The organism is Streptomyces sp. NRRL B-24572, from assembly GCF_002156145.1.
Lineage (GTDB): Bacteria > Actinomycetota > Actinomycetes > Streptomycetales > Streptomycetaceae > Streptomyces > Streptomyces vietnamensis.
In genome coordinates, this window is sequence record NZ_MWIG01000212.1 from 16,573 (window position 1) to 37,898 (window position 21,326).

19 protein-coding genes, 1 tRNA gene and 1 pseudogene are annotated in these 21,326 nt (G+C 71.0%); 13 read left to right on the forward strand and 8 right to left on the reverse strand.

Translation table 11 applies throughout. The features are described from left to right. Positions 1 to 672, reverse strand: coding sequence for a DUF4097 family beta strand repeat-containing protein (locus CCN56_RS13385; protein ID WP_086826722.1), 672 nt, complete (start codon positions 670 to 672; stop codon positions 1 to 3). Positions 673 to 990: 318 nt separating this feature from the next. Here CCN56_RS13385 and CCN56_RS13390 point away from each other — a divergent pair, with 318 nt between their 5' ends. Then, entirely contained in the window at positions 991 to 1,812 is an 822-nt protein-coding gene (locus CCN56_RS13390; protein ID WP_086826724.1) for an isocitrate lyase/phosphoenolpyruvate mutase family protein, read from the forward strand. Between the two features lie 322 nt (positions 1,813 to 2,134). Here CCN56_RS13390 and CCN56_RS13395 read toward each other — a convergent pair whose 3' ends face one another. Then, a complete protein-coding gene (locus CCN56_RS13395; RefSeq protein WP_086826725.1) occupies positions 2,135 to 3,514 on the reverse strand; it encodes a rhodanese-like domain-containing protein in 1,380 nt (459 codons plus the stop codon). A gap of 38 nt (positions 3,515 to 3,552) precedes the next feature. Between CCN56_RS13395 and CCN56_RS13400 the strand changes: the two genes are divergently transcribed. The 3 genes from CCN56_RS13400 to CCN56_RS13410 all read left to right on the forward strand — a co-directional run bounded on the left by CCN56_RS13400 (position 3,553) and on the right by CCN56_RS13410 (position 5,511). Continuing rightward, a complete protein-coding gene (locus CCN56_RS13400; protein WP_086826728.1) occupies positions 3,553 to 3,843 on the forward strand; it encodes a hypothetical protein in 291 nt (96 codons plus the stop codon). Positions 3,844 to 4,167: 324 nt separating this feature from the next. Further along, positions 4,168 to 4,740, forward strand: coding sequence for a dihydrofolate reductase family protein (locus tag CCN56_RS13405; protein ID WP_086826730.1), 573 nt, complete (start codon positions 4,168 to 4,170; stop codon positions 4,738 to 4,740). Between the two features lie 249 nt (positions 4,741 to 4,989). After that, positions 4,990 to 5,511 (forward strand): N-acetyltransferase, encoded by a 522-nt coding sequence (locus CCN56_RS13410; protein ID WP_086826732.1) that lies wholly within the window; start codon positions 4,990 to 4,992, stop codon positions 5,509 to 5,511. A 373-nt stretch (positions 5,512 to 5,884) separates the two neighbouring features. Here CCN56_RS13410 and CCN56_RS13415 read toward each other — a convergent pair whose 3' ends face one another. From CCN56_RS13415 to CCN56_RS13430, 4 genes and pseudogenes are all read right to left on the reverse strand, one after another. Beyond that, positions 5,885 to 6,484: a hypothetical protein gene (locus CCN56_RS13415; RefSeq protein WP_256961953.1), complete on the reverse strand. Its 600-nt coding sequence runs from the start codon at positions 6,482 to 6,484 to the stop codon at positions 5,885 to 5,887. 5 nt (positions 6,485 to 6,489) lie between these two features. Then, positions 6,490 to 7,977, reverse strand: coding sequence for a hypothetical protein (locus CCN56_RS13420; RefSeq protein ID WP_086826734.1), 1,488 nt, complete (start codon positions 7,975 to 7,977; stop codon positions 6,490 to 6,492). A gap of 14 nt (positions 7,978 to 7,991) precedes the next feature. Next, positions 7,992 to 8,324: a hypothetical protein gene (locus CCN56_RS13425; protein WP_306300604.1), complete on the reverse strand. Its 333-nt coding sequence runs from the start codon at positions 8,322 to 8,324 to the stop codon at positions 7,992 to 7,994. Between the two features lie 326 nt (positions 8,325 to 8,650). Then, positions 8,651 to 9,509: pseudogene (locus CCN56_RS13430) on the reverse strand (IS5 family transposase). Between the two features lie 119 nt (positions 9,510 to 9,628). Here CCN56_RS13430 and CCN56_RS13435 point away from each other — a divergent pair. From CCN56_RS13435 to CCN56_RS13445, 3 genes are all read left to right on the forward strand, one after another. Continuing rightward, positions 9,629 to 10,437 (forward strand): IS5 family transposase gene (locus tag CCN56_RS13435; protein WP_107484146.1). Its coding sequence is split into 2 segments (ribosomal slippage): positions 9,629 to 9,976 and positions 9,979 to 10,437, totalling 807 coding nucleotides; the frame shifts between segments, so codons are not numbered across the junction. A gap of 87 nt (positions 10,438 to 10,524) precedes the next feature. Further along, positions 10,525 to 11,124 carry a hypothetical protein gene (locus tag CCN56_RS13440; RefSeq protein ID WP_086826737.1) on the forward strand — a complete coding sequence of 200 codons (600 nt, stop codon included), beginning with the start codon at positions 10,525 to 10,527 and terminating at the stop codon, positions 11,122 to 11,124. Between the two features lie 188 nt (positions 11,125 to 11,312). Beyond that, positions 11,313 to 13,460: a hypothetical protein gene (locus CCN56_RS13445; RefSeq protein WP_256961954.1), complete on the forward strand. Its 2,148-nt coding sequence runs from the start codon at positions 11,313 to 11,315 to the stop codon at positions 13,458 to 13,460. Between the two features lie 55 nt (positions 13,461 to 13,515). Here the strand turns inward: CCN56_RS13445 and CCN56_RS13450 are convergent, their stop codons facing one another. Then, complete coding sequence (locus CCN56_RS13450; RefSeq protein WP_086826752.1) at positions 13,516 to 14,100, reverse strand: SUKH-3 domain-containing protein; 585 nt, start codon at positions 14,098 to 14,100, stop codon at positions 13,516 to 13,518. Positions 14,101 to 14,415: 315 nt separating this feature from the next. Between CCN56_RS13450 and CCN56_RS13455 the strand changes: the two genes are divergently transcribed. Both CCN56_RS13455 and CCN56_RS13460 read left to right on the forward strand, forming a co-directional pair. Further along, complete coding sequence (locus CCN56_RS13455; RefSeq protein WP_086826739.1) at positions 14,416 to 14,775, forward strand: hypothetical protein; 360 nt, start codon at positions 14,416 to 14,418, stop codon at positions 14,773 to 14,775. Positions 14,776 to 14,904: 129 nt separating this feature from the next. After that, entirely contained in the window at positions 14,905 to 15,678 is a 774-nt protein-coding gene (locus CCN56_RS13460; protein ID WP_086826754.1) for a DUF317 domain-containing protein, read from the forward strand. 189 nt (positions 15,679 to 15,867) lie between these two features. On the opposite strand, the gene CCN56_RS13465 is transcribed toward CCN56_RS13460, so the two are convergent. Then, a tRNA-Arg gene (locus CCN56_RS13465) sits at positions 15,868 to 15,940 on the reverse strand. 301 nt (positions 15,941 to 16,241) lie between these two features. Between CCN56_RS13465 and CCN56_RS13470 the strand changes: the two genes are divergently transcribed. The 4 genes from CCN56_RS13470 to CCN56_RS13485 form a co-directional block, all read left to right on the forward strand. Then, positions 16,242 to 17,861, forward strand: coding sequence for a dynamin family protein (locus CCN56_RS13470; protein WP_086826740.1), 1,620 nt, complete (start codon positions 16,242 to 16,244; stop codon positions 17,859 to 17,861). A 1-nt stretch (position 17,862) separates the two neighbouring features. Continuing rightward, positions 17,863 to 19,671 carry a YfjP family GTPase gene (locus tag CCN56_RS13475; protein ID WP_086826742.1) on the forward strand — a complete coding sequence of 603 codons (1,809 nt, stop codon included), beginning with the start codon at positions 17,863 to 17,865 and terminating at the stop codon, positions 19,669 to 19,671. A 157-nt stretch (positions 19,672 to 19,828) separates the two neighbouring features. Then, positions 19,829 to 20,299 (forward strand): single-stranded DNA-binding protein, encoded by a 471-nt coding sequence (locus tag CCN56_RS13480; RefSeq protein WP_086826744.1) that lies wholly within the window; start codon positions 19,829 to 19,831, stop codon positions 20,297 to 20,299. A 225-nt stretch (positions 20,300 to 20,524) separates the two neighbouring features. Continuing rightward, positions 20,525 to 21,326: thioester domain-containing protein (locus CCN56_RS13485; protein ID WP_143664513.1), on the forward strand; the 802-nt coding region annotated here is incomplete at its 3' end.

The window sequence follows — 21,326 nt, forward strand, 5'->3', positions numbered from 1 at the left end:
TCAGAGGCTGCGGGCGGTGATGTCGCCGTACGAGGTGGTGGCCCGGATGCTGAGGCCGGCGGCGGAATCCCCGGTGTTCCGGAGGGAGTTGCGGACCCGGCCGTAGGCGGTGCCGGCGTCGAGGGAGGCGGAGACGCCGCGGGCGGCGCCGACGTTGATCTCGCCGGCCTCGGTGCGCAGCACGACGGTGCCGCGCATGGCCTCGCCGACCCGGAGGTCGCCCTTCCGGGTCCTGATCTCGGCGTCGCCGCCGAGACGCCCGACCGTGATGTCGCCGGCCTGCAGGGTGAGGCGGGCGCTTGCGGTCTCGTCGAGCTTCACGGTGGCCTGCGCGCCCTCGAACGTGACGTCGCCGAGCCGTCCGACACCGCGGAGTTCGGCGGCGGCGGCCTTCGCCTCGACCCGGGAACCGGCGGGCAGCTGGACGGTGACCTCGACGGCCCCGGAGGGACCGAAGTACTGGTTCTTCGCCGCGGGGGCCGCGATCCGCAGCACACCGTCCCCGAAGGAGACCCCGGTCTGCTCGGCCGCCTTCACGTCGCGGCTCCTGGAGGCGTCGGCGGGCAGGACCTCGACCGTGGTGTCGGTCCGGTCGGCGGCGATGAACCGGATGCGCCCCGCGGGGATGTCGAGGACGGCGGAGACGGGGGCGGTGGTGGCGAACGTCTGCATGGTGCTTCTCCTTGGACTCGTTGTTTCCGATGAAGGAAAAGCTACGTTGCGTTCATGATTACGGCAACCTCATCGTTGCGAGGAATCTACATAAGTGCAGGTGGATGTCGAGATTTCATTGCAACGACAGTGAAGCTAATGCAACGTACGAAACTCCATTCATTGCAATGGGTTGAAGGTGAACGCTATGCCGTACCGGCCGAGGGGTAGGAGCAGGCGCGAAGCGCCGTCGTTCAGGGTGGTGACGGGGGCGCCTGGCCGACGTTCATGTCGGATTCCTGCCGGAAGGCAGGCGGCGGCCGGTGTTTCACTGCGCTCATGACCTTCACCCGGCCGGACAACGCCCGCGTCTTCCGCTCCCTGCACACCCCCACCGCGCCCCTCGCGCTCGCCAACGCCTGGGACGTGGCCAGTGCCCGCGTCATCGAGGCCGCCGGTGCCCCCGCGATCGCCACCACCAGCGCGGGCGTCGCCTGGTCGCTGGGGTCTCCGGACGGGGACCTCCTCGGCCGGGAGCGAGCGCTGAAGGCGATCGCCCGGATCGTCGCCGCCGTCGAGGTTCCGGTCACCGCCGACATCGAGGGTGGATACGGGGAGGACGCCCCCGGGGTCGCCGAGACCGTCGCCGGAGTGCTCGCGGCGGGTGCCGTCGGCATCAACATCGAGGACGGCACCCGGCCCCCGGCGGAGCTCGCGGCGCGGCTGGAAGCGGCCCGCAAGACCGCCGAACGGGCCGGCGCGGACCTGTTCCTCAACGCCCGTGTCGACACCTTCCTGTTCGGGCTCGGCGACCCGGACGCCCGACTCGAGGAGACGCTGGCCCGGGCGCGTCTGTACGTCGACGCGGGCGCGGACGGCATCTTCGTCCCCGGCGTCACCGACGCCGCCGCCATCTCGGCGCTGGCCGGGGGCGTCTCCGTACCGCTGAACGTCATGGCCGGTCCCGGCGCCCCGGCCGTCGCCGAGCTCGGCGCCCTCGGCGTGGCCCGCGTCAGCCTCGGCTCGGGCGTGGCACAGGCCGCCTACGCCGCCGCCCGCCGCGCCGCGCAGGAACTCTTCACCACCGGCGACCACGGCTCCCTCGCCGGGGGCATCCCCTTCCCGGAACTCGACGCACTGCTCTCGCACGGCCCGGAGTGAGCCACGGCCGCGAGCGCGAAAGGACCCTCCCGGAGGAGGACCCGCGCTGTGGCCCGCCCACGGGTGCGGGTGGTCGGTCCCTCGCGCGGTCGGTCCCTCGCGCGGTCGGTGATCCAGCGGGCGGCGAGGAGGCGGTGAGGGCGAGCGTGGCGGTCGGACCCGTGCTCCTCGCCGGCGGGCAGGGGCTCGGGGTGCTGGGCGAGTTCGAGCCCGCCGCGGCCGCCGACGCAGATGATGACGATGACGATGACGAGCAGGGTGAACTGGAGCCGGTTCTCCCGCAGTCCGAGCCGCACGGGGCGCCCGGGGGCGGCGGTGGCGTTCACGGGTGGGTGGTCTCCCCGCCCTGGACGAGCTGCTGTCCCCGGGCCGCGGCGTACTGGGCGGGTCCGCCGTCGAGGACGGTGATGTCGGTGTGGCCGGCGCGTTCCAGGAGGCTGGCGGCGGTCATGGCGCGCTCGCCGTGCCGGCAGGCCACGACCACCCCGTCGGGGGCGCCGGCGGCCCGGGAGGCGAGGCTGCCGAGCTCGATGTGCGTGGCGCCGGGCACGTGGCCGGCGGTGAACTCCGCTTCCTGCCGTACGTCGAGGTAGGGGTGGTCTCCGGCGCGGTCGGCCGTGACGAACGGGGTGGCGGTCTGGGGGTTGCCGTCGGCGAGCCAGCCGGGCATGCCGCCGGCGAGACGGCCCGCGAGTCGCTCGTAACCGATCTTGTACGCCTGCCAGACGATCTCGCCGAGGTCCTGGTCGTCGCCGGCGACGAAGGCGATCGGCGCGGTGTCGGGCAGGAGCCAGCCCAGCCAGGTGGCGAACCGGCCGCGGAGCGGGATGGAGAGGGAGCCGTGGATGTGGCCGGCGGCGTAGTCCGCTGCCGGGCGGACGTCGACGACGTATCCGCCGTCGGCGAGCAGCGAACCGACCTGTCCGGAGCTGAGGACGGGCAGCAGCGGGGTGGCGGCGAGGACGGCGGGACCGCGCCGGTTGGCCTCGGCGAGCCGGTCGAAGTAGGCGGGGTGGCTGCCCAGGCTGCCGGTCAGCCGCGCGGTGAACGTGTCCTCGTCGGGCGCGGCGAGCAGCGGGTTGGTCCGTTTCTGCGCGCCGATGGTGGTGGTGCGCTCGCTGCCGGGAGGGGCGGAGCAGAACGAGCCGGCGCCGTGGGTGGGCCACACGGCGGTCGCGTCCGGCAGCCGCGTCAGGCGCTGGAGGGAGCGGTACTGCGCGCGGGCCAACTCCTCCGTACGGTCAGGACCGAGGAGATCGGTGCGGGCGGCGGAGTCCACGATCAGCGAGCCGCCCGTGAACACGCCCAGCTCCCGGCCGTCGTCGAGGAGCAGGAAGGAGAGGTGCTCGTCGGTGTGCCCGGGGGTGGCCAGGGCCCGCAGGGTCAGCCCGCCGAGGTCGACCTCGTCCTCGTCGGCCAGGCCCCGGTGCGCGAAGGCGCGGTGTCCGGCGGCGGACGCAAGGAGCGTGGCGCCGTGGTCGTGGCCGAGCTGCACGGCCCCGGAGAGGAAGTCGGCGTGCAGGTGCGTGTCGGCCGCGTACGCGACGGTCAGGCCGCGCCGCCCGGCGGCGGCGTGCAGGGTCCGCAGGTCGCGGGTGGCGTCGACGGCCAGGGCGCGGCCGTCGCCCAGGTCGACGAGATAGGCGCTGTTGCCGAGGCCCTCGTCGACCAGCGGAATCAGATGGTCGTCGGCGAAGCCCACGGGGTCCTCCCGGGATCGGCTGCGCGGCCGGGGGAGGCGTGGCCACCGCACCCGTCCCGGCCTCACTCACCATCCTCCACGGATTCATGGAGGACGGCATGGTGGAGACCACCACCGGCTCGAAGGCGGAGCTCTGCGACGCGTTCGCGGCCGACGGCAAGGCGCTGACCAGCGGAAAGCGACTTGAGCTGCTCGATCTGCTCGATCCGCTCGATTCGCTCGCCCAGTGCGAGCGCACCGTGGACGCGCCCCGCGACGCCCGCCTCGGCGACGACGGCGCCGCGGAGATCACCCACGCCGGGACGCCCGTAGCCACCGGGACCGGCTGACCTCTCGACCTGACTTTTCGACGGGACCGACGGATCCTGGCGTCTCGGAGTTCGAGGGTCTCGGAGCGCGACGGTCTCGGAGTGCGACGGTCTCGGAGTTCGACGGCGAGCGGGGAGATGCTCTTGACGCCGTAGCGGATGCCGGCGGTGCGGGTCCGCTCGCCGACGAGGACGGCGACGGCCCTTGGGCGTCGACGACCGATGAGTTTCTCCGCGAGTCGCAGTCAGAGATCATGAATGGTGCGCAGGGACCGCGACTTGGGGTCCTTGGCGCACCGGACCGGATCCACCGACAACCCGACACGAGACACCGAGGAACCCCAGATGCGTACTCTGATCAGCACCGCCTTCATCTCGCTCGACGGAGTCGTGGAGGCCCCGGGCGGCGAGCCCGGCTACCGCAACTCCGGGTGGACCTTCAAGGACGTCGAGTTCCTTCCCGAGGCGTTCGAGATCAAGGGCCGTGAGCAGAAGGAAGCGGCCGCGATGCTGATGGGCCGGACCAGCTACGAGGCGTTCAGCGCGGTGTGGCCCGACATGGAGGACTTCGCCGACTACAAGGCGATGCCGAAGTACGTCGTCTCCACCACCCTCACCGAGGGCGACCTGGTGTCGAACTGGGGCGAGACGACGATCCTGCGCTCGCTCGACGAGGTCGCCGCGCTGAAGGAGACCGAGGGCGGACCGATCATCGTCCACGGCAGCGCCTCCCTGAACCAGGCCCTCTCGGACGCCGGCCTGATCGACCGCTACCACCTGCTCGTGTTCCCGCTCCTGCTCGGCGCGGGCAAGCGGCTCTTCAGCGCCACGGACAAGGACACCCAGAAGCTGAAGCTGGTGGAGCACGAGGTCTACGCCAACGGCCTGCAGAAGCAGGTCTTCGACGTCGTCCGCTGACGACGGCTCACCGGAGTTCGGAGCTCATGCCCGGGGCCCCACCCGTCGCGCGTTCCTACGATCGACTCGCCGCCGGCCACCACCTCGTCCACGCCGACCGGGATGCGGCCATGGCCGGCCATGGCCGGGCAGGGGAAGGCACTGGACGCGGTGATCCGGGCCTGAACCCTGCAGCCCGGACGGATCTGCTCCCCGCCGCCACGGGAACGAGCCGGGAGAAACGCGTTGTAGGACCGTCGCTCCGCTCGCATGCTTCAGTGCGTGAACACCGAAGACGCCCCCACCGGGCCCACCGTCACCCTGCCCGTCAGCGTGCGCGACCTCCTGCCCCGGGACCTGCCGGCGTGCACCTGGTCGGGCTCGGGCACCCACCTGCGGCACGTGGAGCGGGAGCTGGCGCGCGCGGAGGCGGGCGAGGTGGACTACCTGGCCGTCTGCACCGCCGCGGATCTGCCGGTGGCGATCGGCGGGATCGACTACCGGGTCTCCGAGGGAGCCGGAACCCTGTGGCAGCTCGCCGTGCTGCCCGCGCTGCAGTCCCACGGCCTGGGAACGCTGCTCGTCCGAGCCGCCGAACAACGGATCCGGGAGCGCGGGCTGGACAGGGCCGAACTCGCGGTGGAGGAGGACAACCCCCGGGCGCGCCGCCTGTACGAGCGTCTGGGCTATGTCGCGTACGGCCGGGAGCCGGACGCCTGGGACGAGGAAGGCCCCGACGGGTCGATCCGCCGCCACGAGACGATGTGCGTCCTCATGCGGAAGGACCTCTGAACCACGCCGGGGGGCGGCAGAGCCAGGTCGTCACCGGGCAGCGCCGCGCGGATCCCGCACGTACCGACCGAAGCGCGCGGCGTCGCCCCCGCGCACCGGCCTTCCGCGCGCCGACCTGTCGTCCCCCGCCCTCCCGAAACAGCCCCTGACCAGCAAAAAGACCCTCCCGAAGGAGGGTCTTGAATCTTGCGCCCCCGGCAGGACTCGAACCTGCGGCCAAGTGCTTGGAAGGCTCTTGATGGGTGGGGGAGTGGGGTGGCTCTGACCTGCGCGAACGTGCTCAGCTGTTGACCCTTGCCCGAAACTTCAGGCGTTTTCGGGACTGCCGGGGCCGAGCATGCGGCACACGGGAACGGAGCCGCGTGCCTGGCAACTAAGAGCCAGGGGGCGGTGTGAGCCCAGGCTCGATCGTCGAGCGGAGGTAGATCCGGGTCGTGCCCGGCGTGTACTCGTGAGAGAACACCTTCACGCAGTAGGCGAGGTGCTCGGCGTCGGGCGAGTCCACGTTGTCGGGGCAGAAGCCTCCCATCAGCATCCCGTCGACGAGCGTCTCGGGCTCCGGAAGCCCGAGGTGCGCGAATCCGGCCGCCGGACGGTAGTTCGCCGGTTCGGGCTCCAGGTTGCGGATCATGCGGGCGCCCTTGGGTGTCAGTGGAGCCAGGTACGCCTTCGCTTCGAGGGCCGGCAGGGTGAAGCTCAGCAGCCCCGTGTCGTACCGTTCGCCGACCTTGTAACCGGCTCGCCGGTCCGCGGCGTTCTCCGGGACGCGCAGGCCGATCTGCTCGCTCATCCACGCGGGCGTGGCTCCGGCCTCCCAGCAGCACTCCTTCTCCATCTTGACGGAGTCGGACAGCCACTTGTCCGCCAGCAGGTAGAACGCGCCGACGGCCACGACGACGACCCCTACGACCCCCGCGGCCGCGACGAGCAGCCGCCGCCTCAGGCGTGAGCCACCCGGCCGCACGCTGTCCACACCGCTCACCTGCCCGTACCTGCCCGTCCCTCGCGCGTCTCCCGACCGTTGTCCGTACGGCCTCCCTCGCGGCCCGGCTCGTCGGGTTCCGGCAGGGGGCCGGCGTTCGGCGTAGAGGAGCCGAGGTCGTAGTGCTTGACGGAGCTGCTTCCTGACATGTCGAACTCCTGCGCGAGGCCTGTCGTGTGCAGTCGTGCCATCTGGCCGTCGGGAATGTCCATCACGCCGAAGATGTCCACGCCCTTGTTCTCGTCCCAGTTGTAGCGGTCCCAAGCGTTGGCCTGGTAGTCGAGGCCGACCTTGGGGTTGCCGTCGGCGTCCGGGACGACCGTGACGACGCCGGTGACATTCGCCCTGGTGGAGCCGACCGCGTAGAACCAGTTCGGGTTGCTCTCCTTGGTGAAGCTGTAGTCATTGATGTTGGGCGTCTCCACCGGGATCGACACCGGTTTCCCGCCGTTGGCCTTGAACTCGGCGAGAGCCATCTCCCGCCATTCCTCCTGATACATCCTGATGTGCCCGTCAATGTGCTTCCTGAAGCCGTCGTCGTCAGCCATCATCTTGTCGACAGGAAGGTTCATGGGCTTGCCGTCGTTGTCCAGGTAGTGATCCATGTGGCGGCCCGCATCGACCAGGTCCATCGCGTCCGCGCCTTCCGTGATCCCCCGCATCTTCGCGAGGGTGGCCCACTCCTGGAAGCCCGGCTTCTCCACGTCGTACGGACCCGACCCCTTGTCCGGGGCGATCTGCTTCATGGAGGGGTTGAGCAGCCCGGCCGCCACCAGGTTGTCTTCTTGTTTCGCCCACAGCTCCGCCCTGGCTTCCGGGCTCAGCGAACGCCACAGACGTACCAGTTCGGCACGCTGTTCGTCGTTCGCGCCCTTGCCGAGCGACGCGAGCTTCGTCGCGCGGGGCAACTGGTCCTCGTCGAGCGAGGTGTACGTGGCATGGCCGGCGTTGTGCACATCGCCGCCGTGGCTGCGCTTCAGGGCCCGGGTGGCGGCGGCGTCGATCTCAGTGGCATGGGAGAGGAGGCCGGTAAGGGTATCCGCGTACCACTGCATCAGGTCCTTGGTGCGCTGCGTCGTCCCCTCCGGGGTGCACATCGCCTCCATGACCCGGACGGTGCCGTCGCCGCCGTCCGTCACCAGCAGACCGGGGTCCTTTTCCGAGCCCTTGGCGGCTTCTTCGGTGAGCGCCTTCGCCCGCTTCTGGATGCTGACGAGCTCCGTGTGGGCGTCCGCGAGAACGGCGTGGATACTGGTGGCCTCGGACTTGAGATCTGCGATCTCCTTCGCGGTGCCGGCCACGAACTCCCTGGTGACGTCGGCATTGACGCCCTTCCACCTGGCCTGTTCCGACGTGCGCAGCAAGCCGTCCCTGGCGGCTGTCTCCAGCTTGGCGAGCTTGCCGGCCATGGCCTTCCAGTCACCGACGGCGGTATCGAGCTTGCCGAGGTCCATGCCCATGAGGTCGGTATACGTGAGCGTCATCGGTTCACCGTCCTTCAGCGCGCGTACGTGGAGATCTCCGACACCGAGACGGCGGTGCCGTCGCGGTGTCGGAGTGAGTCCTCGATGTGCTTGTCGTTCTGCGCGTACGACCGCTTCGAGTAGTCGAGGTGGTTCGAGATGTGCGCGCACATCTGCAGGACCGTCTTCACCTGCGAATCCCACACGGAGAGCGTGGTCAGCAGCTCGCTGCCCATCGTCATGTGCCGCGAAGACAACTCGTTGGCGGCCTGCACCGTCGACCCTTCGCCGTTCTTGCCGCTGCCGACGCCCGCGATGTCGGCCCCTTCGCGTAACTGCTCGTGCAGCACGTATGCCTCGTGCCCCACAGCACCCAGGTCATCCTGTGTGACGATCAGATTCATCGACTCTGAGCCCGCACCTTCGGGACCGGTCGAGTTGAGTCGAGTTCCCGCCGGCTGTCGGCCCCGTGATGCGGACACGATCGTGGCCCAGTCGTCATCGAACCCCATGACTTAACCCCCCGCTCGACGTGAAGGGCTTGCCGAAAGGGCCATGCTATGAGTGACGTTGACGTCGTTGCACATGTTATGGCCGGCTCATCGAGGCAGAGCAGGTTCGGGACCCGGACGAGCAAGAGCTTCCGCACACTCGACCGAGTCGAGGGGGCTCTAAGAGGGCATCTGATCAACGTTCACGTTGATGTGGGCGTGATGCCCGTTTCGAATCGCCAGGTTGGTGTGGATTCTCCGGTGAGTTCGCGGCTCATTTTGTTAGCCATGGCCCAGTGGATCGTCGTTCGGGATCGCTGCGGCAGAGCCTCGTAGTCGCGTGCCAGGCGGCGGTGCTGCATGAGCCAGCCGAAGGTCCGCTCGATCACCCACCTCTTGGGCAGCGGATGAAAGCCCTTCTCTTTCGGTCGCTGCACCACCTCCACGTCGATGCCGAGGTGGGCGCCGTGCTGGATGACGCTGGTCTGGTAGCCGCCATCGGCCCAGACCTTGGTCACGCTCGGATGTGTTGCGGCCAGTTCGGTCAGGGCCTGTTTGCCGCCAGTGGAGTCGTGAACGGAGGTGGCGGTGACCAGGACGGTCAGGATCAGTCCGAGGGTGTCGGTGATCAGGTGGCGCTTGCGCCCTTTGATCTTCTTGCCGGCGTCGATGCCCTGACCGGCTTCGGCGACGTTGCCGAGGTCTTCACGCTCCGCGCGTCCACCACGGCCGCGGACGGCTCCACCGTTCGGGCGTTCGCCCGGCGCGTCCTGTCCCGCAGCAGATCGTGGACCTGCTCGGTGGTTCCGTCCGCCTCCCACTTGGCGTAGTAGTCGTAGACGGTCTTGAACGGCGGGAAGTCGTGCGGCAGGTACTCCCACGGGATCCCGGTGCGGTTGACGTAGAGGATCGCGTTCACGATCTCTCTCGGATCGTGCACCCGTGCACCCGCGCTGCCGTCCCGGGCCCTGACCGGGCGGCCCTCCAAGCAACGAACACGGGCTCGATCAACGCCCAGCGGGCATCGGAGACGTCACTGCGATACGCGCGTCGAGGAGTCACGCCCTGGCCAACGAGTGCCACGACCTGCAGTCACAAGAACATCCCATAACACCAACTACCTAGATCAGATGCTCTCTTAGACGTCGTTTCTTATGGCGTGATCGTTCGTTGATCCATGCATGACGGATCTCGTAGAGCGGCTGGTGCCGGACGAGTTGTGGGTGCTGTTCAGGCGCGTGGTGCCACCGACGGTGGTAATACGTCCGCAGGGCGGCGGTCGGCGTAGAACGGGTGACCGCGAGGCCCTGGCGGCGATCATCTTCGTGGCGACGTCGGGGTGCACGTGGCGTCAGTTGCCGCCGGTGTTCGGCCCTGCCTGGCCCACGGTCTACCGCCGGTTCGCCCAGTGGAGCCGGGACCGGGTCTGGGCGAAGCTCTACCGCGTGATCCTCGACGAACTCGGAGCGCGAGGCGAGCTGGACTGGTCGCGGTGCGCGATCGATTCCGTCAGCCTGCGGGCTGCAAAAGGGGGCCACTGACCGGACCGAATCCGACCGACCGCGGCAAACTGGGATCGAAGATCCACCTGATCTGCGATCGGAACGGTCTGCCGCTGTCCCTGGGCATCTCCGGCGCGAACATGCACGACAGCCAGGGCCTGGAGCCTCTCGTCCGGGGCATCCCGCCCATCCGGTCCCGCCGCGGGCCACGGCGCCGGCGGCCGGCGAAACTGCACGCGGACAAGGGCTACGACTACGACCATCTGCGCCGATGGCTCCGCCGGCGGGGGATCCGCCACCGCATCGCCCGCAAGGGTGTCGAGTCCTCACAGCGGCTGGGCCGCCACCGCTGGGTTGTCGAACGAACCGTGTCCTGGTTGGCGGGCTGCCGGAGGCTCCATCGCCGCTATGAGCGCAAGGCTGAACACTTCCTGGCCTTCGTCGGCATAGCCGCAGTCCTCATCGGCTACCGCCGGTTGATCCGGTGAGCCGGTCGGTCCGGAGCGACAGCCGGTCGGCACCGGTGGTGTCAGTGGCAGCTCGTAGGGTGCGCTGGTATCCGACGAGGAGGTTCCATGGGCTTTTCCGGTCATCTGGTCTTTGCACGCAGCGAGCGTCCACTGCTGGAAGCACCCCTGTTCAACAGCACCGGTCCAGGGCTGAGGGACGACGTGCACGAGTGGCAGCCGCGACCGGGCGGCTGGCAGACCCTGCAGTTGGAACAAGGCATCTGGGAGGACGAGCACCTGCCTACCTTGGTCGAATGGACCGGTGCGCCGGCCTGCGTCGCCGACGTCTCCGACAGCAGCGTCGCCCTCGTGACCGGCCTGGACACCGACGGGCACCGCTGGCAGGCATGGATCAACCTGGACAACGCCGCTGCCCTCCTCGTCGAGGAACCCGAGGACGTGGACGACGTGAGCCTGTGGATGGCCACCCCAGAGTTCGAAGAGGCCATCGGACACAAGCGTGCAGAGCTCGATGTGGACGTGCCGGCCGACGCCGAAGGCGCCCTCATGTGGGCGTCAGCAGCTGGTGTCCAAGCCGCTGCGGCGCAGCAGCCTCGAGTCGAGGAACTGCTGCGCGCACAGGAGACCTTCGTGGAGGAGCTGTTCGACGCTCTGCTGGACGAGCTGGGCTTCCCTGAAGCTATCCACCCCGCACCGCAGCCATAAGAAACGACGTCTTAGGCGTGGTGCTTCTCGTGCGTTGCCGGCCGAGCCGTGTCTTGAAGGCCGTTGGGCCCATGTACCGTCCCGTGACGCGGCCGGTTGCTTCGACCACTGGGAAGGGCGTCCGAGGAGCCTTGCAGCTGGCTGGCTGCGGGGAGGCTCTGTCAGAGGCGGCTGGCACCATGCCCCGCATGGATCTCGCACACCCGCTCGATGGCCTGGACGCTTTGCCCTGGGCCTCCTCCTCCCACGCGTACGGCAGCGCGGAGGACGTTCCCGACCTGCTTCGGGCTCTGACAGGTACGGACGCCGCTGCGGCGTCCGAAGCGTTGTCGGAGCTGTACGGGAGCGTGCTGCATCAGGGGACGGTCTACGCGGCCAGCGCGGAAGCGGTGCCGTTCCTCGCCAGGATCGCGGCGGCGGGCCACCGTACGGCTGACGTCCTCGGGTTGCTCGGCGGCATGGCCGAGAGCGAGGACGAGTACGGGGTGGCACCGGGCGGTGTCCGGGCGGCCGTGGCCGCGCAGTCGGAGCTGCTTCTGCCGTTGCTGGCCAATGCCGAGTCGGACGTCCGGCGGACCGCCGCCTGGGCGGTTTCACACACCCGCGACGGCAGAACCGTCCTGCCCGCCCTGGAGATCCGCTGGGCGGAGGAGACCGAGCCCGCCGTCCGGGCCGAGACCCTGGCCGGGATCGCTCGGCTCGACCCGGAGCGTGGAGCGGCTGAGGCGGTTTCCGTCCTGGACCCGTCCCAGCCCGCCGTGGTGCGGCTGGCCGCCCTCTTCGCCTGCCTCGACGCAGGCGCTCCATGGTCTGATTCCCTGCACGCGACGATGCTGTCGCTCCTGCCGGCCGGCTCCTTGCGTTCCGACTTCGACCTCGAACGCGGCGAGCCGCTGGCCGCCGTCGTCGAGGCCCTCCTGGGCCGGGATCACGGACCGGAGCGGGAGGCGGCGTTCGCCCTGGTCGACGCGGCCCTGCGCGACATCCGGGCCGAGGTCCGGGCCGAAGGCGCCTGGGCGGCCGACCGCGCCTGCATGCTCTCGCGCAGTGCCCCGCGGCAGTTGGCGGAGAGCCTGCGTGCGGCGGCTGTCGACGACAAGGCAGTGGTGGACATGGCGTCTCTCTTGGCGCGGCTGGCGCGCGCCGCCGAGCCCGCTGCGGACGTGCTCGCCCCTCTCGCCGGACGGAACCTGGACCGGGAGGACGATCACGCCGACCGTGCTCTGGCCGCACTCGTGCTCGTCGCACCCGAGCAGGCTGCTCCGCTCCTCGCCGCCGGCCTCGAGCACCGCCCACGCGCCCTCGATGCGGCGACCGGACTGTGGGACGAGGAGAGCGCGGCCTTTCCGTTCGACAGGGAACTCCTCAATGCCGTTCGCTCCCGCCTCTCCCGGCCCGCGGCGCTCAGCGGCAACGAACCGTGGCAGCTGACCAGCCTGTTGGCCGGGTGGGGCGCCGAGGCGGCGGCTGCGCTGCCCGAGCTGTGCGCAGCGGTCGCCCACATTCCCGGCCAGGCCACACGTGCCCTTGCCTCCGTCGCGGCAGACTGCGCTCCAGCGGATCGCGATATGGCCGTCACCGCGCTGCGTGCGGCAGCCCAACGGGACGTTCTCCCGGCGGCGAAGGCCCTGTACGACCTCACGGACGATCCCGCGCCGCTGCTGCGATGCCTCGAACCGGAACTCGGCCGTGGTGGCTGGGACCTGCGCGATGCCGCCAGGACCGCTGCCGTACTCGGTTCCCGAGGAGCGGCTCTGGCGCCACTTCTGCGTGGGGCGCTCAGTGACCCGGGCAAGGACACCACGCCCGCGCTGGACACGGACACGGCCCTCGCCGAAGCCCTGTGGCGCGTCACGGGGGACCCGGAACCCGTCGTCGCCATCCTCGCGTCGGTCTTCGACCGCGCCGCGCAGAGCCGGTGGACCCGCTGGTCGGTGGCGAGGGCCGCCCGGACGACCGCACTCCTCGGCCCGGCCGGCCGGCCGCTCACCGCCAGGCTGGAAGCGGCCCTCGACGATCCGGTGCAGGCGCCGGCCGCGGTGCTGGCCCTCGTAGCCGTGGGGGACCCTGCCGCTCTGGACCACGCCGCACTCGCCTCCGCCGTTCTGGCCTCGGCCGAGTGGGACGCCGATCCGACAGGGGCCTGCGACGCCCTGGAAGCCCTCGGAGGCGCCGCCCTGAACGGCGACCACCTGCGCCGGCTCGAAGTCCTCGCCGACGGCGACGCCCGGGTGGTCCGCTCGGGAGTCGAGAACCGCATCATCCGCCAGGACGAAGCCTTCCGGGTCCGCGCCCGGGCGCTCCTCACCACGTTCCGGAATACCACGGCGTCCTGAGCGGACGACCACGAGCGTTGTGCCGGCGGCTCAGGACGTTCTCCTGTGCCCCGGCCTACTCGGGTTCCGGCATGCGCACGGGCATGACGCCGAGAACGAGGTTCTCCATGGCCTCGGGCATACGGCCGAATCGGGCCGGCCAGTCGTCGACGACGTACAGCTCACCGTCCTCGTCCAGCCCGAGGAGCCCGCCGGCGAGTTCGCCGACCGGGAAGAGTCGGTGGCCGATCTCCTCGCTCCACTGGTCGAAGCGGTCGGCTTCGCCCAGCGCCAGGAGAGGGTCCAGAGCGAAGGGTTCCCGGGCACGCGTGATGCCGGCGCCACCGTGCCCGACCGCCAGCGCGCCGAACTCGCGCAGGAAGTCTTCGGCAGCGGCGTGGGAGCGGAAGCCGTCCTGCTCCAGTTGCTGTTTCCAGCAGGTCGTATCGACAACCCGCCCGGGATACCAGCCCGCTTCCCGCAGGACTCGTTCCACCTCGAACGACCAGGGGTGCGGCTCCACCGGCCTCACGGCGTCATCGGTGCGCACCAGACCCGCCGCGAACACGACGGCCTCTGCCGGATCGGGCGTCGCCAGCCGGACGACGTCCCCCCACCTGTCGCGGCCTACGACCTCGTACCCGTCGGGGCGGGCGAACATCGCCGGAAGCGGGGCATGTCCCCACTCCTCCCATCTGTTCCCCGTGGACACGCTCAGCTGCTGCATCGACACCCAGGGGTACATCGCGCCGAGCGCGGTGTTGCGGCCGGCCGCCTCGATCAGGCATCCAAGGGACGGCGGACCCTGTTGCTCGTGAGCGGGCCGGGGACGGTACGTCTCCAGCAGCCTCGACCAGGCTGAGGCGTGCCTGGGCGACGCGGAGGTGGAATCCATGCACCGACCCTGACGGCGCCGATCGCCTCCGTCAACGGACGGCCCTGCGGCCACCGACATCAGCCGTGCGAGGATCCCGGGGTGAACGCTCCAGAAGACCTCTCCGCCGCCGAGCGCGCCTTCATGCTCAACGCCTTTGAGATCGACATCCTCCCGGGCGTCCGCGGCGATCTGGACGAACCCCTCGCATCGGCGCCGCCCGGAGAGCTGGTTCCCATCCTCCTTCCCCTGATCGACAGGGGGTGGATCGACGTGTGCCGCGTCATCCCCTGGACGCCTCCGAGCGGGGGCACCGGCTTCCAGCCCGGTCCGCCCCTCGCCCGCGAGGAACTCCTGAACGCCCTGTCGGACGCGGACAACTGGGAGTACCCGGAAAGCGGTGACTGGATCGGCTGCGTAACGCTCGCGCACACACCGGAGGGCCGTCTGATCTCCTGGTGAGCCGCCCCTCCTCTTCAGTGGTCCGGAGAAGGAGCCAGTTCGCCCGAGGCAGACGGGGAAGAGCGCGAAAGGACTGGTCACGGCCCTGGGGCCATGTCAACGTGGACGGCCGCCCGAGCCCTCGACCACGTGGAGGCGCCCCTGTACCCCCAACACTCCAGCGATTCCCGTCCTCCCGAACATCCGTACCGGGGCACTCCTCGCCACTTGGCGGGCGATGACGAGGCCCTGGCCGACCAGGTCGGCGCGGCCCTCGCCGCCGCAGGCTGGCGGATGTGGCCGACCGCCCGTGACACCCTCCTCTACACGAGCCCCAACGGGCTGTGCGGCGCCGAGTGGACGCGCGCCGCCTGCTCGTTCGAACTGGGAGACCTTCCGGTTGCCTGGCAGATCTCCGCCCGGTCGCATCCCAGCAGCACTCTGCCGGAGTGGAACGCGTACTTCACCGCCGGCGTCCCCCACGAGACCCTGACCGACTTCCTTCTCGCCCTCGACGCCCGCACGGAACCGGCCTTCTGCTTTGACGGCCCCGAGGCTGTCCTGGTGGCAGTCTGTGCTCAGGGCTGGGCCCGCGACATCGACCGTCCGCGCACCGCCGCTCTTGCCCCCGGACTCACGGCCGGAATCTCCCTGGAGCAAGTGCCTTCGCTTGTTCGCGATGCCGACCCGCGGCCCGAGAGACTCGGCTGGCAGGCGTGGGCCGAACCCCGCGTCGGTGATGCCTACCTCTGGTGGGCGGCCTTCAGCGGCAGTACACCGCACGACCTGGTCGCGATCTTCGCCTCCTCGCTCGCCTCGCCGCATCCCGTGCAGCGCTCAAGCCTGCCTGCCGGAGTCGAGGGGCAGCTCACCGTCATCCACCCAAGAACCCAGCGGCAGCCAAGAGCACGCGGACCGGAGTGAGGCAGGGCAGCGGGCGGACCCAAAACTTCGGGAAGTTTTCGGGAAAACCAGCCGCCAGAGGCCGCCTCTGACCGGATTCAGCCGGACAGATCCAGCCACCAGGGGCGCCCTTCTCGCTCTCCTTGCCGCTGACCGAAAACCGCCTCTGACCAGCAAAAAGACCCTCCCGAAGGAGGGTCGATTCGTGTGCGCCCCCGGCAGGACTCGAACCTGCGGCCAAGTGCTTAGAAGGCACCTGCTCTATCCACTGAGCTACGGGGGCCGGGTGGTGGCCGTGTGGCCAGGAGCCCCTGGTGGGTGGGGTGTGCCTGCCGGGACAAGGATAGGGCTCCGATCGCCTTGGCCCGGTTGCTTCACCTGCGTGGCACGATGTGGAGGTTCGGTGAAGCGAACCGATAATCGCAGGCAGGTGCGATTCGCGCAGCGCTTTTCACGCCACTCGGGGCGGGTGTTGTGCACTCGTTATGCCCGACCTTCCGGTTGCCACCCTTCTCTTCGGCGCGTAGGGCCCCCATACGCTTCAAAAACACTCATAAATTGGGCATTCTTCGCATGTGGTGACCTTGGACGAACGGCCTCAGCTGATCGACGCACTCTCCGCCCTGCGCGACCGAGTCGCCGCCGTGCGTCTCCCACTGCCCCTCCCCGACACGCCCCGCGCCCGCCAGACCCGGGCCGAGTTGCTCGCCCAGCTCGACGACTACCTGGTGCCCCGTCTGAAGGACCCCGACGCCCCGCTCCTCGCCGTCGTCGGCGGATCCACCGGGGCCGGGAAGTCCACCCTCGTCAACTCCCTTGTCGGGCGCCGCGTCAGCGAGGCGGGGGTGCTCAGGCCCACCACCCGGACGCCCGTCCTCGTCTGCCACCCCGAGGACCACCACTGGTTCGCCGGCATGCGGGTCCTCCCGCAGCTCACCCGCGTCTGGTTGCCCCAGGCCGACGAGGACCACCCCGTCGACGAGCCCGCCCCCGAGGAGAACGCGCTGCGCGTCGAGACGGCCGCCTCCCTGCCCCGGGGGCTCGCCCTCCTCGACGCGCCCGACATCGACTCCCTCGTCGTCGAGAACCGGCTCCTCGCCGCCGAGTTGATCTGCGCCGCAGACATCTGGGTGATGGTCACCACCGCCTCCCGGTACGCCGACGCCGTGCCCTGGCACCTGCTCCGTACCGCCAAGGAGTACGACGCCACCCTCGTCACCGTCCTCGACCGCGTCCCCCACCAGGTCATCGGCGAGGTCTCCCGCCAGTACGGGGCGCTGCTCGACAAGGCCGGCCTCGACCGCGTGCCCCGGTTCACCATCCCCGAGCTGCCCGAGTCCGCGGGCGGCGGCAGCGGGCTGCTGCCCGACAGCGCCGTCGCCGCCCTGCGCGACTGGCTCGCCCACCGCGCCCAGGACCCGGCCGCCCGCCAGCAGGCCGCCGACCGGACCGCCTCCGGGGTCATCGACTCCCTCGACGCCCGGCTGCCCGAGCTGGCCGGCGCCGTCGCCGCCCAGTACGCCGCCGCCGGCCGTCTCGGCGGCGTCGTCGAGGCCGCGTACCGGGAGCAGGCCGGGCGGGTGCGCAAGGAGCTCGGCCGCGGCGCCGTCCTCGCCGGCGACGCCCGCACCCGCTGGCGCGGCTACCCCCGGGACAGCACCGCGGAGGAGCTCCTGGACTCCCTCGCCGAATCCCTCGCCGCCCTCCTCCACTGCGCGGTCTCCGCCGCCGAGGAGCGCGTACGGGACGCCTGGCGCCGCGAACCCGCCTCCGAGGCCCTCGGCCCGCCCCGCACCGGCGGCGACCGGGAGACGACGGAACGCATCGGCATGGAGGTGCGCCGCTGGCGCCGCGTGCTCGAAGAGCTGGCCGAGGAGGAGGTACGGAGCGTGGAGCGCCCCTCCGGTTCGCGCGCGGCCCGCACCGCCGTCCCCGAGCCCGACACCGTCGCCGCCCTCCTCGCCGCCTCCCTCCTCGGCGGCCGCCGCGCCCGCGCCGCCGGGGAACGCCTCGCCGAACTCCTCGGCGCCCAGGCCGCCCTGCGGCTCCGCGACAAGGGCGGCGAACTCGTCCTCTCGTACGTCGACCGGGTCCTGCACGCCGAGCGCGACCGGCGCCTCGCCCCCCTGGACGCGCTCGACGTGACCCCCGAGCCGCAGGCGGAGCTGATCGCCGCGCTCTCCGTACTGCAGAAGGAGAAGTGACGTGGTGGACGACGGCCGTGAGCGCGACCGCGAGCGCTGGGACGACGGGCTGATCGCACGGCGGGCGGCCGAGCGGGCCGCCGCCGTCGCGGAGGAGAAGCCCCGTGAGGTCAAGGAGGAGGACGACGCCCTGCCGCCCCTCGGCGGCAGTTACGGCGCGCCCCTTCGTCGCCGTCTCGACGCCCTCCACGAGCTCGTCGGGCTCTCCCGCGCCCGTGTCGAGAGCGAGGCCCTCGCCGAGGCCGGGCGCGTGCTCGACGAGGCCGCCGCCCGCCAGCGGCTCTCCTCCCGGCACACCGTGATCGCCCTCGCCGGAGCCACGGGAAGCGGCAAGTCCACCCTCTTCAACGCCCTCGCCGGCGTGCCCGTCTCCGAGACCGGCCTGCGCCGCCCCACCACCTCCGCGCCCATCGCGCTCAGCTGGTCCGAGGGCGCCGCCGGGCTGCTCGACCGGCTCGCCGTCCCCAGCCGGCTGCGCCGCCGCCCCCTCGCGGGCGGCGCCGGCGACACCGAGCTCCAGGGGCTCGTCCTCGTCGACCTGCCCGACCACGACTCTGCGGTCACCGCCCACCGCGACCAGGTCGACCGGGTCCTCGGCCTCGTCGACGCCGTGATCTGGGTCGTCGACCCGGAGAAGTACGCGGACGCCGCCCTCCACGAGCGCTACCTGCGGCCGCTCGCCGGGCACGCAGAGGTCACCTTCGTCGTCCTCAACCAGATCGACCGGCTCGGCGCCGAGGCCGCCGACCTCGTCCTCGACGACCTGCGCCGCCTCCTCGACGAGGACGGCGTGGCGCTCGGCGAGCACGGTGAGCCGGGAGCCACGGTCCTCGCGCTCTCCGCGCTGACCGGCGAGGGCGTGCCCGAACTGCGCGAGCTCGTCGCCCGGTTCGTCCAGGAACGCACCGCGCCCGAACGCCGTCTCGCCGCCGACGTCGACGCCGCCGCCGCACGGCTGCGCCAGGTGTACGTCGCCGACGGGCGGCCCGGCCTCGACGAACGGTCCAGGGACGCCTTCACGGACCGGCTCGCCGTCGCCGTCGGCGCCCAGGCCGCGGGCGAGGCCGCCGAGCGGGTCTGGCGCCGCGGCGCCATCCGGGCCTGCGGCACCCCCTGGCTGCGGCTCTACCGCTGGTACGAGCGGATGCGCGCGCACGGCTCCACCGACCCGCACCTCGCGGCTCCCGTCGAGGACGAGCTGACCGCCCGCCAGCGCGTCGAGCAGGCCGTACGGATCGTCGCCGACGAGGCCTCGCGCGGGCTCCCGGCGCCCTGGGCGCAGGCGGTCCGCGAGGCGGCCTCGCGCGGGGCCGACGGGCTGCCGGAGGCCCTGGACGAGCTGACGGTCTCCCTCGGGGACCCGGCGGCCCGGCCGCCCCGGCCCGCCTGGTGGCCCGCGGCCGTCCTCGCCCAGGCGGTGATGACGCTCCTGCAGATCTTCGGCGCGCTCTGGCTGGTGGCGCAGATCGTCGGCGTCGTCGAGCCGGGCCTGCTGCCGCCCGTCCTCGTGATGCTCGGCGGGATCATCGGCGGTCCGCTCGTCGAATGGGCCTGCGAGGGCGCCGTGAAGGGCCCGGCCCGCCGGTACGGCCAGGAGGCCGAACGCCGCCTGAGGGAAGCGGCCGCGGCCTGCGGACGGGCCCGGGTCCTCGACCCGGTGGCGGCGGAGCTCATGCGCTACCGGGAGGTGCGCGAGCAGTACGCGACGGTGGTCGGCACGCGGCCGTCGGCGGCCGCCCGGGTGGTGGGCGGAAGCCGCCCCGGTACGAGGCGTCTCGGCGCGACGCGGGCGGGGGCGCGGGGAAGGTAGCGAGCCTTCGGGCACCCCCTTTCCACCCTCCCGGGTGAGGGAGTTGTCCCCAGGTGCGCGGCTGTCCACAGGCCCGAGCGGGATTCCCGCGCTCGCCCGAGGATCGTCTCCACGAGGTGTCCACGCAGCCGGACACCGGGAGAGTGGGGGCGGAACCATGAACGACACGACCGTGACGCTCGTCGGCAACGTGGCGACGGCGGTGGAGTACCGGGACACGGCGGCCGGCGGGGTGGCCCGCTTCCGGTTCGCGGTGACCGCGCGCCGCTGGGACCGGGAGCGGGGCCTCTGGTCCGACGGGAACACCAGCTTCTACACGGTGTCGGCCTGGCGCTCGCTCGGCGCCAACCTCGCGGCCTCGGTGTCCGTCGGCGAACCACTCGTGGTGCACGGTCGGTTGAAGGTCCGCGAGGAGGAGCGCGACGGACAGCGCAAGACGTTCGTGGACGTGGCCGCGACGGCCGTTGGGCACGATCTGAGCCGGGGGACGGCCGCCTTCCGGCGCGCGGCGCGGGCGGAGCCCAGGTCGGAGCCGGAGACCGCCGCGCCACAGCCGGAGCAGGACCCGTGGGCGGTGGCGGCGGAGGAGGGAACGGCGGTGACTCCGCAGCTGGTAACCGCTCCCTGACCTTGTGTTGTGGAGATTTGTCGACCAACTCGCCCGGGTGATAACGATTCCGAGTCGGAATGGTTATCTGACCGTACGACAGGGCACCGGAGGGTTTCGCGTCCCTAGGATTCCCGAATACTCGTGCGGCACGTGAGCCCATTGAGTCTGTGAGTTCTGCTGGCGTGCGCTCCCCCCACGCGAATCGACCAAGTTCGCGGAGCGGCGCGCCCGGAGGGGAATCCAATGTTTTCAGTTCGTGGGCGTGGCGTTGCCCGCCTGGCAGCCACGATCCTGGTCTCCGGCCTCGTCGCGACCGGTGCGATGGCGACCGCCGGTCCGGCTCTGGCCGATGAAGGCGCCCCGGGCACCGGCGGTGTCATGGCGAAGTTCGGTGGTTTCGCGGGGGACGACGAGAAGGGCCCCGTTGAGATCACCGAGAAGGACGGCACCAAGTGGTCCGTCGGCGGCGGTCTGTTCAAGATGGAGGTCGACGGCGGGGGCAGCCTCTTCACCTACTGCATCGACCTCCGCACCGGGGCGAAGCGCGACTTCGACTACAAGGAAGTCGGCTGGGACGAGTCCTCCCTGCACAACAACTCCAACGCGGGCAAGATCCTTTGGATCCTGGAGAACTCCTACCCGAAGCTGTCCGCCGAGACCCTCGGCGGCAAGGTGGGCGCCGACCTCTCCAAGGGGGAGGCCGCCGCCGGCACCCAGGCCGCGATCTGGACCCTCTCCGACAACGTCGTCGCGACGCCGAAGGACGAGGACGCCGAGAAGCTGAAGGAGTACCTGCTGGAGAAGGCGGTCGAGCTCGACGAGCCGACGGCCTCCCTGAGCCTCTCCCCGGCCACCGTGTCCGGCAAGCCCGGTGAGAAGCTCGGCCCGATCACCGTCACCACCAACGCCACCGCCAAGCTCGCGGCCGCCCCGGGCGCCCCCGCCGGCGTCCAGGTCGTCGACAAGACCGGCAAGCCGGTCACCGATGCCAAGAACGGCGACCAGGTCTACTTCGACGTCCCGGCCGGCACCGCCGACGGCACCG